Source organism: Paraniabella hibiscisoli, assembly GCF_022512515.1.
GTDB classification, from domain to species: domain Bacteria; phylum Bacteroidota; class Bacteroidia; order Chitinophagales; family Chitinophagaceae; genus Niabella; species Niabella hibiscisoli.
Genome location: NZ_JAKWBK010000001.1, coordinates 365320 through 379806, shown reverse-complemented (window position 1 = coordinate 379806; position 14487 = coordinate 365320). Strand labels below are relative to the sequence as shown.

The following is a 14487-nucleotide window of genomic DNA, read 5'->3' as shown; positions in this document are numbered from 1 at the left end:
AGCAGGTTTATATGCGGATGCACTTAATTATCTTCCTTATCAATTGATCAACCTGTTAACTTTTCAACATCCAAAGGAGCCATGCGCAATATCTTTTTATTCATCCGGCGTTACTCAGTTTTTATCCTGTTCCTGGTACTGCAGATCATTGCATTGTACTTTCTGTTTACTTATAACAGATCGCACCGGGCGAAAGGCCTTGGCTTTGCCGGAGGGATTACTTCCTATTTTAACGGCAAGTATAATTCACTAGAAGATTTTTTTACCATGCAGGAAGAAAACAGGCGGGTGCACCTGCTGAATGACTCCCTGATGAATTTATTGAACGCGAATTTCGTGGTAGCAGATTCGGGAACAACGGTGATGCGCGATTCAACCTACAGAGATACTTTGGGCAGTAATCGTCACTATGCGTGGAGAAGTGCACAGGTAGTATACAGCACTTCGGCCAGCGATAAAAATTATCTTCAGATCAACCGGGGAAGCAGCACAGGCGTAGGTGATGATATGGGCGTGTTTAGTTCCAATGGCGGATTGGTTGGGAAAGTGATCAATACCGGTAAGAACTTTAGTGAGGTAATGAGCCTGCTGAATGTAGTGAATAAATTCAGTGTACAGCTCAAGAGAACCGGCAGCGCCGGTATGTTGAGCTGGGATGGGAAGTCGCCGCAGGAGCTGACGCTGAACAATATTCCTAAAACCGATTCGGTACGAAGAGGGGATACTATTTTAACAGGAACTTATTCGCGGAGCTATCCTCCCGGCCGTATGGTGGGCATTGTTTCCAAAGTGCTGATCGATAAATCCAGTAACTTCTTTATTTTAAAAGTACAGCCAGCAGCTAATTTAACCAGCCTTCAGCAGGTTTTTGTGGTGGAGAATATTCATTACAATGAGTTGGAGCAATTAGATAAAGCAACGCATGATATGGTTGATAAGAAAGGAGGGAATAAATGAGTGATCTAGTAAGAAATACCATTCGCTTTATATTGTTTGTTTTTTTGCAGGTATATGTGTTAAACATAATGCCGCACCTGCACCAGCTGATCACTCCTTATATTTATTTTCTTTTTATCTTATGGCTCCCTTTCTATATGAAAAAGGATGGGTGCTGATACTCGGTTTTTTATTAGGGATCAGTGTAGATTATTACACCATGACGCCGGGACTACATGCAGCTGCCAGCGTGCTGATCGCTTTTCTACGCCCTTTTATTATTAATCTTTTTGCGCCTAAAGACGCGACAGAGTTTAGCTATAAAGAACCTTCTCCCAAAGCTATGGGATGGAACGCTTATTTATTATATGCGTTGATCCTTGCTTTTTGCCACAACTTTTACCTGCTGTTCCTGGAGTGGCTGTCATTTGGCTCTATCCTTCATTTTTTGATGAAAGTGATTATAACAACTGCCATCAGCATGCTAATGATCATCATAGCCGAACTGATCTTTCCACGCAAGCTAAAGTTCAGGTCGAATACAGCCTAGTTTACCTCTTATACAATTTGTTGTTTGATGGCCTTGGCTACAGCTTCGTTCATGGAGTTGACCTGTAGTTTTCCTAAACCTCCGTGATATACTAACGAGCTGTATGGAAATAGAGCATTCATTAGTGGTCATTTATGCTTTCCAATAACATGTTTGCCTGGTTAGAACCTTTTATACCTTCAAGCATAGATCGAGGTTGGCCCGGTGATAACTGAGTGTATCGGGAGCTGCAAAGTATTATTAAATTTTTAGGTAGAAATAGTTAAAGCAACGCAGCTCTGTATGTACTTTTGCATCTATTATTGTTATCCTGCTAAAGTTTTCCCTTTTACATGTCCGTATTCAATCAGTCAAGGAGTTATATCATACGCGCCATTTTCCTGGCCGTCTTCATCGTTATACTAGCTCAATTGGTGAACCTGCAGATTTTTGGCAGGAAGTATCACGAATTGGCCATGAATAATGCTGTTTTCCAAAAAATAGTTTACCCTGAGAGAGGTATTATTTTCGATCGCAAGGGAAAGCCCATTTTGAACAATATTATTATGTTCGATCTGATGGTTACACCTGCCGAAGTAAAGAATATCGACACCTCAGCCTTTTGCAGCCTGATGAATATTGATACTGCTGAGTTCCGGCAAAAAATTGTGGATGCAGTGGTTAAGAATACACGGGTGAGGCCTTCCATATTCATGTCGTTATTGACCCCGGAAATGCAGGCCCGGTTTGAAGAGAATGGCTGGCGGTTTTCTGGCTTTAACCTGGTAGCCCGACCTGTGAGATCTTACCCGTTTAATGTGGGAGCACATATTTTAGGATATATCAGTGAAGCCGATCAGCGTGATATAGAACGCTCTGGTGGTTTTTACCGCATGGGTGACTATCGTGGGAAAAACGGGTTGGAATATACTTATGAAAAAGTGCTGATGGGACAGCGGGGTATTGAGTACATGATAAAGGATAATAAGAACCGACTGGTTGGGCACTACGAGAACGGCGAGTTTGATACAATGGCCGTGGCCGGCCGCGGACTGAAAACGCATATTGATGTAGAATTACAGGCGCTTGCCGAAAAACTGATCAGTAATAAAGTAGGTGCCGCTGTAGCCATCGATCCTAAAACTGGAGGTATCCTGGCAATGGCTTCAGGACCTACATTTAATCCCAATGACCTTACGGGACCCGAGTTCAGAAAGAATTATCAGAAGATGAACCTGGATGTGGCATCACCTCTTTTAAACAGGGGGATACAGGGACGTTATCCTCCCGGCTCAACCTTTAAGCCCCTTGGTGGCTTGGTTGCTTTGGATGAAGGCGTTATAACACCTGCGTTTGGTTATCCTTGTGGCGGACGTTATTTTGCCTGCGGTGCGGGGAAGCCGGCTTGTACTCATGCCGGAGGAGGACACGCTGCTAACCTGAGAGCTGCAATCGCTAACTCCTGTAACTCCTATTTTGTAGATGTATATAGAAAAGTAGTGGACAACCGTAAATACGGAAATGCTAAAAAGGGATACGAGGTTTGGGAAGATTATATGAACTTGTTTGGTTTGGGTGTTCGCCTCGGTGTAGATGTGCCCAGTGAAAATATGGGGAATATTCCTACAGTAGCTGTTTATGATAAAGAATACCGGGGCTCCTGGAACTCCTGTACCAACCTCACACTGGGTATCGGGCAGGATAAAATGCTGGCCACCCCTTGCAATTAGCTAACGCCATGTGTATTATTGCTAACCGGGGTTATTACTATACACCGCATTTTGTGGATAGTCTTGAAAATGAAACCATCGCCGACTCAGTATTTATGAGTAAATATCGCACCCGGCATGATGCGCTTACTCATATTTCAGATACAGCTTTCAGCGCAACCATCAATGGTATGCAGGATGTAGTTACGCATGGTACTGCCCGTAACGTAAGAATTCAGGGAATTAATGTTTGTGCAAAAACCGGTACCGCTCAAAACTCAAGGATCATTGGTGGCAAGAAATGGGATTTACCGCATAACGCGATGTTTGTTTGTTTTGCCCCTAAAGAAGACCCGAAAATATGTGTTGCTGTGGTAGTGGAGAGCGGTGGATATGGAGGGTCCTCCGCAGGTCCTATTGCACGCCTGATGATGGAAAAATACCTGTTTGATACATTAAATGCCAAAAGTGAAGCAGATGTAGAAAGAACCGCTAAAGTAAACTTAATGCCACCTTATTTACCCAGGTTGCAATACTTGACGGACTCTGCCAGGGCTCACCAGTGGTTAAAGGATTACCAGGATAGCAGCCTGATTCTAAAATTCCGTGGACGCAACAGGGCTACAGCCGACAGTGCAGCTAAGCGTAAAAAATTAGAAGAAGAAAAGAAAAAAGAAGAGCAGAGGAAAAAGAATATAGCAACCGCGGTGGCTATATTAACAGATACCAGAAAATATTCCAAACAATCTAAAGCTACACATCCGGCATAAGCATGACACAGCGAAAAACAGAGATATCAAAAGGGGTGGATTACGTGCTAATCATTGTTTACCTTATTTTACTGGCTATTGGCCTGCTGGCTATTTTTGCGGTAACCTATAAAGATGGCGATCCGGTGTTGCAGAGCTTTTTAAACTACAAAACAGATTACAGCAAGCAATTTTATTATGCCTGTGTAGCAATGGCTCTCGGGTTGTTTATTCTATTAACCGATAGTAAGTTTTTTCCGGCGACTGCTAACCTCTGGTATGCCGGGGGCATATTGCTGTTGCTACTCGTATTTCCCTTCCACTCTGCTGTAAAAGGTACGGAATCAATTATCCGTATCGGCGGTTTCCAGTTTCAGCCGGCAGAGTTTTGTAAAATAACCGTAGCATTGGCTTTGGCAAAATACCTCTCGCTGCCCGAAATGGACTTTAGCCGGCCGAAGTCGCAATTGATTGCAGCCGGCCTAACGCTGGCCCCTGCGGTATTAACCATTTTGCAAAAGAAACAGGGCTGGCCCTGGTGTTTTTTGCTTTTTCCTGGTAATGTTCCGTGAAGGGCTTCCACCCATGTATATTGTAATTGGTTTTGCAGCCGCAACACTGGTAGTTGCTACTTTGTTGCTAGACAAAAACCTGCTGGCGATTATATTGGCGGTAATTATTGGTATTGTGCTTTTGCTAAACCAGCGGCAGATAAAAAGAGATAAAAGTGTTTTAGTTAAGATCTTATTGATCGGACTGCTTTGTATTGGTGTACAGCGGTTTGGGGTGCCGTTTTTATTCACCCATGTATTTGAAAAACACCAGGTGGAACGTATTTTTAGTACCATCGGAAGAGATATACCTGAAGAGTATATTAAAGGTGAAATGAAAGTGGATGCCAAAACCGGTAAGCAAAAAATACAGCCGATTACAATGTAAAGCAATCCAAAATAGCCATTGGCAGTGGCGGATTAGTAGGTAAAGGGCTTTTAAGCGGAACACAAACAAGGTATGGTTTTGTGCCGGAACAACGCACCGATTTTATTTTTGACACCATTGGTGAAGGCTTTGGTTTTGCCGGGAGTGTGGTTTTGCTCGGCCTTTATCTGCTGCTTTTATTTAGAATTGTAACAATTGCGGAGCGGCAAAGAAGTGTTTTTAGCCGTTGTTATGCTTACGGTGTGGCCTCCGTTTTCTTCTTTCATATTGCTATTAACCTGGGCATGACTATCGGTCTTGCTCCCGTAATCGGTATTCCATTACCGCTCATAAGCTATGGAGGTACTTCTTTACTCACCTTTTCAGTAATGCTTTTTATTCTCATCAGGCTGATGCTGACCGCCAGATGGTGCTTCGTTAATTTTTTTATTTTTTTGTAACTTTTTATTTCCCTGCCCGTATAATAGATACGAGGGCGGGCATTTAAATAATTTTTGTACTGCAATCGGAAGTTAAATGATCGTAAAGTAATTGATAATTAAGGTTCTGGCTGTTTTATGACTGAGAAAGACTACAATGATTGTGTAACGGATTATTCAGATGCTTTGTATCGCTTTATGCTGAAAACCATGCGGCACAGGGCGGATGCAGAAGATATGGTGCAGAATGCATACGAAGTGTTGTGGCAGAACAGGTCGGATATTAACCTGGATACGGCAAAAGCTTACCTGTTTAGAGTGGCCTATAACAAAATGGTAGATCATTATCGGAAAACCAGCAGGATGGATTTACATGAGTCATTTGAAAGCCTGGACCAGGGTGTTGAAGAAAAGCGTAATAACTTAAAAGCTGTATTAGAGCAGGCTTTATCCCGGCTGTCAGAACAAAACCGCTCTTTAGTTCTATTGAAAGATTATGAAGGGTATAGCTATGAAGAAATTGGCGAAATTACCGGGCTGAATGCATCGCAGGTGAAAGTATACCTGCATCGTTCCAGGTTACAGTTAAAATCTTACCTGGTAAGTGTGAATAATCTGGTTTAACAACAAAGAAGTTAACAATGCAAATTAATCAACATAATTACGAGGAGTTTTTTTAATGTACGTTGACAATGAATTGTCGGCGGAGGAAAAAGAAATGGTCGAAGCGTTTGTTAAGCAAAATCCTGAACTGGCTGTTGAGCTGGATTTGTTAAAGCAAACGGTTTTTGGCGGCGATGAGAATATTGGATTTGCCGGTAAAGAAAAACTGATCAGAAGCGCCGCATTAACAGAAGAAGATCTGCTCACCTACCTCGATGGTGAGGCGGGAAAGGAATTGGCTGGCAAAGTGGAACATGAGGCTATGAGCGACAAGGTGCTAAAATTGGAGTTAGATACTTTGAGCAAGCTTTATTTAAAAGCAGACACTTCAATAAAATACCCGGCTAAAGAAAAACTATATAAAAGAGCCGCAGTAAGAAGTATGGACTGGCGTAAGTTGGCTATTGCCGCATCTTTATTATTGTGTGTGAGTACCTGGTTGGTTTTAAATCAGTCGGAGCAGGAAGAGGCTAATGATGAGCGTGTGGCAATTAATACGCCACCTGTTACACAGCCGGTCGTCCCGGCGCGGTGGTTGTTGATACCATTACTCATACGGATACGCCTGTTATGCCGGAGGCTGCATCTGCTAAAGCGGATGACGAGAATACTCAAAAACAAGGCAAAACATATGCTAGAGCTAAACAAAGCCCAATTGAGCCTACAACGGTACCTGAGCCTTTAGCAGGCAGAAAAGAAGTAACTAATAGCAATTCTCTGGCTACCACCAATAATGGAAACGGAGTTAAAGGCAATCCGGTTCAATCATCGCCCGAGCCTGTCAAAGAACCTGTAGGAACAATTTCCCAGCCACCCGTAGCAGAAACATCAACTTCTTTGCTATCAGCAAAGGAGCCGGTGAAAGAAAAAAAATCGCTGTTTAAAAAAATTAAAAAGCAGATCGGCGACCGCGCATTGGATATCTTATCTGATGGTGGCGATAATATAAATGTCGCAGGGTTTGCCATTCGTGTAGAAAAATAATACTAAAATACAATATATGTTACGCAAATTTTTACCAACTGCCCTGTGTGTGGTGATGTCGGCCGCGGCTTATGCGCAAAAAGATACTTCTTCTGTAACAGTACAGGTTATTACCGATAAGGATAATAAAAAAGTGATTGTAGATACTAACGGCGAGGTATGGGAAAAAACTACACGCCGGAAAAATATCACTACCAGCTGGTTTGGTGGAATTGACCTGGGCTTTTCTAATTTTGTAGATAATACCAATTACACTTCGGCGGGCGCCCAGGCTTTTGCTCCTGGTGCTGATGCTTCCTGGTTCGACTTGAGGAACGGTAAGTCGGTGAATGTAAATATCTGGCTGGTAAGTCAAAAAGTGAACCTTATCAATCATAACGTGAATCTGAAATATGCACTGGGCCTGGAATTGAATAATTACCGCTTTAAGAACCCGGTTCGGTTTAACGACAATCTGCCTTATGTAGAATGGGATAATACAGCAGGTCGTACCTATTCTAAAAATAAATTAGCAGCAGATTACGTCACCTTTCCTTTGATGCTGAATTTTGATTTTGGAAAACATACAGGTGGTTACTCCATTACAAAAAAGCATAAAAAAGGACTGGAGCTCTCCGCAAAAAAACCAAGGAGTGGGGCTTTAGTGCGGGTATCAGCGCAGGCTATTTATACAGTGCGCGCAATAAAACCATCACCTCCGACGAAGGCAAGTTAAAGCTGAAAGACAACCTTAATTTAAATCCCTGGAAACTATCTTATGTAGCTGAGGTGAATTTAGGTGTGATCAGTTTATATGGGTCTTATGCCATTAAAGGTATGTTTAAAGACGGGTTGGATATGACCCCTTATAATGTGGGAATCAGGTTCTGATAGTATTTGTCAGTAACTGAATTTGCGGCTCGAATTTTAACTTTTCGGTTCTTGCTAAAATGTATCTTTACGGGATTATGAGATTTTTGCTTTCCGTACTTTGTTTATCATGGGCCGTCTCTGGTATAGCGCAGGACCAACCGAAGCCCGACACCCTTGAAATAGGTGGTGTTACCATCATCAGGGATAATGATCCCGGGGCATTTGCAGCACCACCTAAAAAAGGTTTCCTGAAGAAATTAAGTAGTCGTACCAATCCCAGAAAAGTACGTACACAGTGGGGAATTGTAGACATCGGTTTTTCCAATTTCGTAGATAATACAGATTATTCCAGTATCGAGGCACAGGAGTACGCCACACCTGCCGTTAACGCCGACTGGATGAGCCTGAAACCCTTTAAGTCACGTAATGTCAATATCTGGGTGGTTACGCAACAGGTAAGTATCATTAATCATTATGTGAACTTTAATTATGGTATCGGGTTGGAGCTGAATAATTATCATTATAAACAACCCATAAGGTATCAACAGCAGACGGCAACCGTAGAAAATGCGCCGGCGTTGGGGTTTGACGGAACCTTTGGACGAACCTATAAAAAGAACAAACTCGCTGCAGATTATTTAACCGTTCCTTTAATGCTGAACTTTAATTTAACGCCCCATAACTTATATGCCGTTGAGTTGAGTGCGGGAATGAGCGTAGGATACCTGTATTCCGCAAGAAATAAGTATGTCAACTCCGATGAGGGAAAAGCCAAGTCGCGTGGTGATTTTGATATCCGGCCCTGGAAGCTATCCTATATAGCCGAATTGAACCTGGGTATTATCAGGCTATACGGATCTTATGCTTTCAAAAGCATGTACCTGCGGGGACTGGATATGACGCCTTATAATTTTGGTGTACGGATCAAACCCATGGAGGTTTTTGGTAAAGTACAAACCAATTAGAGTAGGTAAGGTATATAATGTGTGATTTACGATATCAGGCATAAGATACGCAGATAGGTATGAAATCTAACAGTATTCATTTTACAGCTGCTCTTCAAAAGTTTGCGGAAAACGGTGATAAAACCGGCTGGACCTATATTGAAATACCTGCAGAGCTGGCGGAGCAACTGAAAGCCGGTAGTAAAAAAGCATTTCGCGTAAAAGGCACATTAGATCAGCATCCTGTTTCGGGTGTAACACTTTTACCTGCCGGCGGGGGAAATTATATTATGGCTGTTAATGCGTCCATGCGAAAGGGAATTGCCAAAAGGCAGGGGCTATGATAACCGCTACGCTCGAAGTAGATGAAAAAAGTATGAGCTTAACCCAGACCTGCTAGCCTGCCTGGATGATGATCCGGCGGCCCGGGCTTTTTTGAAACCCTGGCTCCCTCGCATCAAAACTATTTCAGCAAATGGATTGATGATGCGAAAACTGATGCTACCAAAACAAAGCGCATAGCACAGGCGCTTTTCGGCCTGAATAATAAAATGGATTACGGGCAAATGATCCGCTATCACAAAGGGAAAAGCTAAATATCAATTCTTAAACCCCAAATCAAAAAACGCCCTTATTTTTGCAGCCTTATGGCAACAGATACAAATAAAACTGCTTTGCCGGCAGGCAGGTTTCAGGCGATTATATCGCACTGTAAAGAGTACGGCTTTATTTTTCCAAGCAGCGAAATTTACGATGGCTTACAGGCAGTTTACGACTACGGTCAGTGGGGTGCTGAGTTAAAGAAAAATATAAAGGATTACTGGTGGAAATGGATGACCCAGCTACAGGATAATATTGTAGGGATCGATGCGGCAATATTTATGCATCCTACTACCTGGAAAGCCAGCGGTCACGTGGACGGGTTTAACGATCCTATGATCGACAACAAAGACAGTAAAAAACGTTACCGTGTAGACCATTTAATAGAATCTCACACAGAGCAGTTAAAGGCGGACGGTAAAGAAGAAGAAGCGGCTGCCATTATCAGCGAAATGGAAAAAGCTGATGCGGCGGGCGATCTTACAGGACTGAAAAAGATCATCGACGATAATAAAATTAAGTGCCCGGTTAGCGGTACAGCCAACTGGACGGATATCCGCCAGTTTAACCTGATGTTCTCTACCGAATTTGGTTCTACGGTTTCTTCCGAAGATGAGAACAATAAGGTATACCTGCGCCCGGAAACAGCACAGGGTATTTTTGTAAACTTCCTGAATGTGCAGAAAACCGGCCGGATGAAGATCCCGTTTGGTATAGCACAAATTGGTAAAGCTTTCCGTAACGAGATCGTAGCACGCCAGTTTATTTTCCGTATGCGTGAGTTTGAGCAAATGGAAATGCAGTTTTTCATCAGGCCTGGCACGCAGAAAGAATGGTATGAGTACTGGAAGCAGGCCCGTTTAAAATGGCACCTGGAATTGGGTGTGCCAGATACAGAGTATCGCTTTCACGATCACGTAAAGCTGGCGCACTATGCCGATGCAGCTTGCGATATAGAGTTCAATTTTCCTATCGGGTTTAAAGAGTTGGAGGGTATTCATAGCCGCACGGACTATGATTTATCCAGACACCAGGAGTTCAGCAAAAAGAAAATGCAGTACTTCGATAATGATGTGAATCCCGAAACCGGCAAGCCTTATGGTAACTATATTCCTTATGTAATCGAAACCTCTATTGGTTTGGATCGTATGTTTCTTTCCATGGTTTGTTCAGCTTATACCGAAGAAGATCTGAGCACACCGGAAAAGCAGGATAACAGGGTAGTACTTAAATTCCCGGCCAAGCTGGCTCCTATTAAGCTGGCGGTTTTCCCTTTGCTGAAAAAAGACGGTTTACCTGAAATCGCACAGGAGATTATGGCGCAATACCGCGGAGAGTTTAAATGCTTCTATGAAGAGAAAGATGCTATCGGTAAACGTTACAGACGAATGGATGCCCTGGGTGTTCCGTTCTGCGTAACCATCGATCACCAAACTAAAGAGGACGGCACCGTTACTATACGCCATCGCGATAGTATGGAACAGGAAAGAATATCTATAGAAAAGATCGGGGACATCGTTACCCGGGCTATTAGCTGAAAATATACAAAAGCACATCTCGCAGGATGTGCTTTTTGTTTTAACACCATCCTAAATTTTGTACAATGAAAAAACTCTTTCTCACCTTTATTGTTTGTATTATTTCTATGACATTAATAAAAGCACAGGATATTGCAGGATCCTGGAAGGGAACCCTCGAAGTACAGGGCACTAAAATTCCGCTGGTATTTCATATCAAAAAAGATAGTGATAAATGGGTTACTACAATGGACAGTCCCGCCCAGGGAGCATCGGGTATACCGGTTGATAGCACTGCTTTTGCAGATAATAAATTGTCCTTAAGCGTAAAGGCTGCCGGCTTAACCTACAGCGGGACCCTGGCTGATAAAACGATCACGGGTGAATTCAAGCAGGCAGGCATGAACCTGCCGTTGGTGCTCACCAAAACAGTAGTTACCAAACCCGGCGACACCACTTTGCCATCGGGCGACGCAGAAATTCAAAAGATCATAGCGCAGGATAAAGGCGATTACAAATACAAAGTAGAGGACTATTTTGCCCGTCCTAAGTCATCCCAATTCCAGTTGTCGCCAGGTGGTAAATATCTTTCTTACATGGAGAAAGAAGAAAATGGTAAGCGACATGTGTATGTGAAGGAGATCGCCAGCGGTAAAGTGGCCAGGGCGATAGAAGAGAAAGATGAGTTGATCAAAGGTTATGGCTGGATCAACGACGAACGCCTGGTATATGTAATGGATAATGGAGGAAATGAAAATTTTCATATTTATGCGGCTAATGTTGACGGTGGAAATGTACTAGATCTGACACCTTTTGATGGCGTGCAGGCCAGCATCGAGCGGATCCTGAAAGATCAGAAGAATTACATGATCATTACCATGAACAAAGACAATAAACAGGTTTTTGAACCTACAAGGTAAACGTGGTAACCGCGCGCTTGAAAAGTTGTACGAGAATAAAGATGTAGCTAACCCCATCGTTGGATATGATTTTGATAAAGACGGTAACCTGAGAGGCTTTGGCAGAATGTTCCAGGGTATTAAATCTCAGTACTTCTACAAACCAGCTGGCGGAAAAGAGTTTGAATTATATTTTACCAATAACTGGGATGATAATTTCAATATACAGTCCTTTAGTTATAACCCTTCCAACCCCGATGAAGCGTATGTAGTAACCAACCTGGATTCTGATAAAGCACGCATCATTTTATACGATTTTAAGAAGAAAGAAAAGATCAAAGAAGTTTTCGGTAACAAAGACTTTGATGTGTCGGGTATCGGACTTTCACGCAAAAGAAACTACGAGGTAGATTATTTCAATTATGAGGGAGAAAAAGATGAGATCATACCGGTTAGCGCTACTTTCAAAAAGATTTATGATAATCTTTCCAAAGAGTTTAAAGGTTACCAGTTTGGTTTAACAGGTAAAACAGATGATGAAAGCAAATACCTGGTATATGTAACCAGCGACAGGTTAGTTGGCAAGTATTATATCTATGATGCTGCTACTGGCAAAACCACTTTCCTCTATGATTTAATGCCACAATTGAAAGAAGGCGATATGGCTATAATGAAGCCAATCTCGTTCAAAAGCCGCGATGGTAAAACCATCCATGGTTATATCACTTTGCCCAAGGCCGCATTGGAAGGCAAGAAAGTGCCATTAGTAGTAAACCCGCATGGTGGTCCGCAAGGCATCAGGGACAGCTGGGGGTTTAATCCCGAAACGCAGCTTTTTGCCAGCCGTGGCTATGCTACATTGCAGGTAAACTTTAGAATCAGTGGTGGCTATGGAAAAGAATTCTTAAGAGCCGGCTTCAAGCAAATTGGCCGTAAACTAATGGATGATATTGAAGATGGTGTAGCATACGCTATTGCACAGGGCTGGGTGGATAAAACCAAGACCGCTATTTACGGAGGTAGTCATGGTGGCTATGCTACCTTGATGGGGCTGGTGAAAACGCCTGACTTGTATACCTGTGGTGTGGATTACGTGGGGGTGTCGAATATTGAAACCTTCTTTGCTTCTTTCCCTGAATACTGGAAACCTTATAAGGAAATGGTAAAGCAGATCTGGTACGACCTGGATAATCCTGAAGAAGCCAAAATCGCCAAAGAAGTATCGCCTGTTTACCAGTTAGATAAGATCCGTAAGCCTTTATTAGTAGTCCAGGGCGCCAACGATCCACGTGTAAATATTAATGAGTCTGACCAGATTGTAAAAGCCTTACGTGCCAAAGGATTTAATGTACCCTACGTTGTAAAATACAACGAGGGGCATGGTTTTCAGCGGGAAGATAATAGGATAGAATTCTATAAAACAATGCTGGGCTTTTTCGCACAGTATCTCAAATAGCTAAAAATCATAGTGCTATATTATTAAAATCCCGGGTGACAAAGGCCGGGATTTTTTTGACCATATTTTAAGATTCTGGCGAAGTAATGGCACACTTTTAGTCTATGGTTTATTCGGTTAACAACATTTAAAACCAATAATTATGAAAAATAAAACAAGCGGATTAATCGCGTTAGGTTTAGCAGCTTTTGCTTACTGGAAGTATAAAATGACCCCGGAGCAAAAACAGAACGTAAAAGACAAAGTAAGTGATGCAGGCAAAAACCTCTGGGACAAAGTTCCTCAGGGCGTTAAAGATGCGGTAAATCCGCAAAAACACAGCATAGTATATAAGGAAGCGGCTTTGGCCGCTTTTTTTTTTTTTTTAGTACTGTACTGCTAAGAGTACAATAAAAAACCGCCATGTTTTTATTACATGGCGGTAAAACTTTGAGACTATCCTGACAAGCTAAAGAGGTCAGTGTAAATATAATATATCTTTTTCAATTAAACTAACAAATGTTAGGGTATTTGAATTTTTAATCCGTCATAAGCCAAAAAACGGCCTGATGGAAGCTCCTGCGAAACCACATCATGTAAACCCATTTGGTGAGACAGGTGTACGAAATACACTTCTGGAATACCTAATTCGTCGGCTAGGTCAAGTGCCTCCTGCAAAGAAAAATGAGAGATATGTTTCTCTTTTCGCAAAGCATTTAAAACGAGTATTTTAGATCCTTTGATCATTTCTTTAGCGCTTTCCTCAATACGATTGGCATCAGTGATATAAGTAAAATCTCCTATTCTAAAGCCAATAACCGGCATGTACATATGCCACACAGGTATGGGCTGTATATCCATATCTCCAACCCGAAAAGAGCTGGTATCGTTAAGGCTGTGCAATTGTATCGAAGGGACACCTGCGTATTTGATTTCGGCAAAAGCATAGTCAAATTCAACCTTTACCCGTTTAAGCGTAGCATCCGTAGCATAAACATCCATGGGTTTTTGCTGGAAATAATTATAAGCCCGTACATCGTCGAGTCCTGCAATATGGTCTTTATGAGAATGGGTGAGCAAGATCGCATCAAGCTTATTTACCTGGTTCGTAAGCATTTGCTGCCTGAAATCTGGCCCGGAATCGACAACCAGCGTAGTAGTGGGTGATTGCACCAGTATGCTCGACCTGAGTCTTTTGTCTTTGGTATTGGAAGACGAACACACCTCACAACCACAAGCCACCATGGGTACTCCTGAGCTGGTTCCGGTACCTAAGAACGTTATTTGTAGTGGAGGGTAAGGCAAGGTTGTA

Annotated in this window: 19 protein-coding genes; 18 read left to right on the top strand and 1 reads right to left on the bottom strand. The window is 42.5% G+C overall.

Features of this window, described 5'->3' with window-relative positions; all coding sequences use genetic code 11:
- The first annotated feature begins 81 nt into the window (after positions 1-81).
- The 18 genes from mreC to MKP07_RS02300 all read left to right on the top strand — a co-directional run bounded on the left by mreC (position 82) and on the right by MKP07_RS02300 (position 13578).
- A complete protein-coding gene (gene mreC, locus MKP07_RS02385; protein WP_240844835.1) occupies positions 82-957 on the top strand; it encodes a rod shape-determining protein MreC in 876 nt (291 codons plus the stop codon).
- A 151-nt stretch (positions 958-1108) separates the two neighbouring features.
- Entirely contained in the window at positions 1109-1486 is a 378-nt protein-coding gene (locus MKP07_RS02380) for a rod shape-determining protein MreD (protein ID WP_240844834.1), read from the top strand.
- 332 nt (positions 1487-1818) lie between these two features.
- The gene (locus MKP07_RS02375) at positions 1819-3195 is read left to right on the top strand and encodes a penicillin-binding transpeptidase domain-containing protein (RefSeq protein ID WP_240844833.1); all 1377 of its coding nucleotides are present in this window, start codon (positions 1819-1821) and stop codon (positions 3193-3195) included.
- Positions 3186-3944: a penicillin-binding transpeptidase domain-containing protein gene (locus tag MKP07_RS02370; RefSeq protein WP_240844832.1), complete on the top strand. Its 759-nt coding sequence runs from the start codon at positions 3186-3188 to the stop codon at positions 3942-3944. The genes MKP07_RS02375 and MKP07_RS02370 overlap by 10 nt, the downstream gene beginning before the upstream one ends.
- A 35-nt stretch (positions 3945-3979) precedes the next feature.
- Entirely contained in the window at positions 3980-4495 is a 516-nt protein-coding gene (locus tag MKP07_RS02365; RefSeq protein WP_240844831.1) for an FtsW/RodA/SpoVE family cell cycle protein, read from the top strand.
- Between the two features lie 13 nt (positions 4496-4508).
- Positions 4509-4862, top strand: a complete 354-nt coding sequence (locus MKP07_RS02360) for a hypothetical protein (protein WP_240844830.1) — start codon at positions 4509-4511, stop codon at positions 4860-4862.
- Between the two features lie 11 nt (positions 4863-4873).
- A complete protein-coding gene (gene rodA, locus MKP07_RS02355; RefSeq protein ID WP_317235930.1) occupies positions 4874-5302 on the top strand; it encodes a rod shape-determining protein RodA in 429 nt (142 codons plus the stop codon).
- A 117-nt stretch (positions 5303-5419) separates the two neighbouring features.
- On the top strand, positions 5420-5905 hold the full coding sequence (locus MKP07_RS02350) for an RNA polymerase sigma factor (RefSeq protein ID WP_240844829.1): 486 nt from the start codon (positions 5420-5422) through the stop codon (positions 5903-5905).
- Positions 5906-5960: 55 nt separating this feature from the next.
- Positions 5961-6629, top strand: a complete 669-nt coding sequence (locus MKP07_RS02345) for an anti-sigma factor (protein WP_240844828.1) — start codon at positions 5961-5963, stop codon at positions 6627-6629.
- The gene (locus MKP07_RS02340; RefSeq protein ID WP_240844827.1) at positions 6515-6928 is read left to right on the top strand and encodes a hypothetical protein; all 414 of its coding nucleotides are present in this window, start codon (positions 6515-6517) and stop codon (positions 6926-6928) included. The genes MKP07_RS02345 and MKP07_RS02340 overlap by 115 nt, the downstream gene beginning before the upstream one ends.
- 16 nt (positions 6929-6944) lie before the next feature.
- On the top strand, positions 6945-7643 hold the full coding sequence (locus MKP07_RS02335) for a hypothetical protein (RefSeq protein WP_240844826.1): 699 nt from the start codon (positions 6945-6947) through the stop codon (positions 7641-7643).
- A gap of 232 nt (positions 7644-7875) precedes the next feature.
- Complete coding sequence (locus MKP07_RS02330) at positions 7876-8745, top strand: outer membrane beta-barrel protein (RefSeq protein ID WP_240844825.1); 870 nt, start codon at positions 7876-7878, stop codon at positions 8743-8745.
- Between the two features lie 59 nt (positions 8746-8804).
- Positions 8805-9068, top strand: coding sequence for a DUF1905 domain-containing protein (locus tag MKP07_RS02325; protein WP_240844824.1), 264 nt, complete (start codon positions 8805-8807; stop codon positions 9066-9068).
- A 99-nt stretch (positions 9069-9167) separates the two neighbouring features.
- Positions 9168-9320, top strand: coding sequence for a YdeI/OmpD-associated family protein (locus MKP07_RS02320; RefSeq protein ID WP_262919566.1), 153 nt, complete (start codon positions 9168-9170; stop codon positions 9318-9320).
- 51 nt (positions 9321-9371) lie between these two features.
- Positions 9372-10862, top strand: a complete 1491-nt coding sequence (locus MKP07_RS02315) for a glycine--tRNA ligase (RefSeq protein ID WP_240844823.1) — start codon at positions 9372-9374, stop codon at positions 10860-10862.
- Positions 10863-10927: 65 nt separating this feature from the next.
- Positions 10928-11761, top strand: a complete 834-nt coding sequence (locus MKP07_RS02310) for a TolB-like translocation protein (protein WP_240844822.1) — start codon at positions 10928-10930, stop codon at positions 11759-11761.
- A complete protein-coding gene (locus MKP07_RS02305) occupies positions 11745-13196 on the top strand; it encodes an alpha/beta hydrolase family protein (RefSeq protein ID WP_240844821.1) in 1452 nt (483 codons plus the stop codon). Before MKP07_RS02310 ends, MKP07_RS02305 begins: the two co-directional genes overlap by 17 nt.
- 142 nt (positions 13197-13338) lie before the next feature.
- Positions 13339-13578 carry a hypothetical protein gene (locus MKP07_RS02300; RefSeq protein ID WP_240844820.1) on the top strand — a complete coding sequence of 80 codons (240 nt, stop codon included), beginning with the start codon at positions 13339-13341 and terminating at the stop codon, positions 13576-13578.
- 119 nt (positions 13579-13697) lie between these two features.
- On the opposite strand, the gene MKP07_RS02295 is transcribed toward MKP07_RS02300, so the two are convergent.
- The gene (locus MKP07_RS02295; RefSeq protein WP_240844819.1) at positions 13698-14480 is read right to left on the bottom strand and encodes an MBL fold metallo-hydrolase; all 783 of its coding nucleotides are present in this window, start codon (positions 14478-14480) and stop codon (positions 13698-13700) included.
- Positions 14481-14487: the final 7 nt, after the last annotated feature.

What these genes read in the sequence shown, in the direction of transcription:
- mreC (WP_240844835.1), top strand. Translation starts at nt 82, where the DNA reads ATGCGCAATATCTTTTTATTCATCCGGCGTTACTCAGTTTTTATCCTG.
- MKP07_RS02375 (WP_240844833.1), top strand. Translation starts at nt 1,819, where the DNA reads ATGTCCGTATTCAATCAGTCAAGGAGTTATATCATACGCGCCATTTTC.
- MKP07_RS02360 (WP_240844830.1), top strand. Translation starts at nt 4,509, where the DNA reads ATGTATATTGTAATTGGTTTTGCAGCCGCAACACTGGTAGTTGCTACT.
- MKP07_RS02350 (WP_240844829.1), top strand. Translation starts at nt 5,420, where the DNA reads ATGACTGAGAAAGACTACAATGATTGTGTAACGGATTATTCAGATGCT.
- MKP07_RS02345 (WP_240844828.1), top strand. Translation starts at nt 5,961, where the DNA reads ATGTACGTTGACAATGAATTGTCGGCGGAGGAAAAAGAAATGGTCGAA.
- MKP07_RS02340 (WP_240844827.1), top strand. Translation starts at nt 6,515, where the DNA reads ATGCCGGAGGCTGCATCTGCTAAAGCGGATGACGAGAATACTCAAAAA.
- MKP07_RS02335 (WP_240844826.1), top strand. Translation starts at nt 6,945, where the DNA reads ATGTTACGCAAATTTTTACCAACTGCCCTGTGTGTGGTGATGTCGGCC.
- MKP07_RS02330 (WP_240844825.1), top strand. Translation starts at nt 7,876, where the DNA reads ATGAGATTTTTGCTTTCCGTACTTTGTTTATCATGGGCCGTCTCTGGT.
- MKP07_RS02325 (WP_240844824.1), top strand. Translation starts at nt 8,805, where the DNA reads ATGAAATCTAACAGTATTCATTTTACAGCTGCTCTTCAAAAGTTTGCG.
- MKP07_RS02315 (WP_240844823.1), top strand. Translation starts at nt 9,372, where the DNA reads ATGGCAACAGATACAAATAAAACTGCTTTGCCGGCAGGCAGGTTTCAG.
- MKP07_RS02310 (WP_240844822.1), top strand. Translation starts at nt 10,928, where the DNA reads ATGAAAAAACTCTTTCTCACCTTTATTGTTTGTATTATTTCTATGACA.
- MKP07_RS02300 (WP_240844820.1), top strand. Translation starts at nt 13,339, where the DNA reads ATGAAAAATAAAACAAGCGGATTAATCGCGTTAGGTTTAGCAGCTTTT.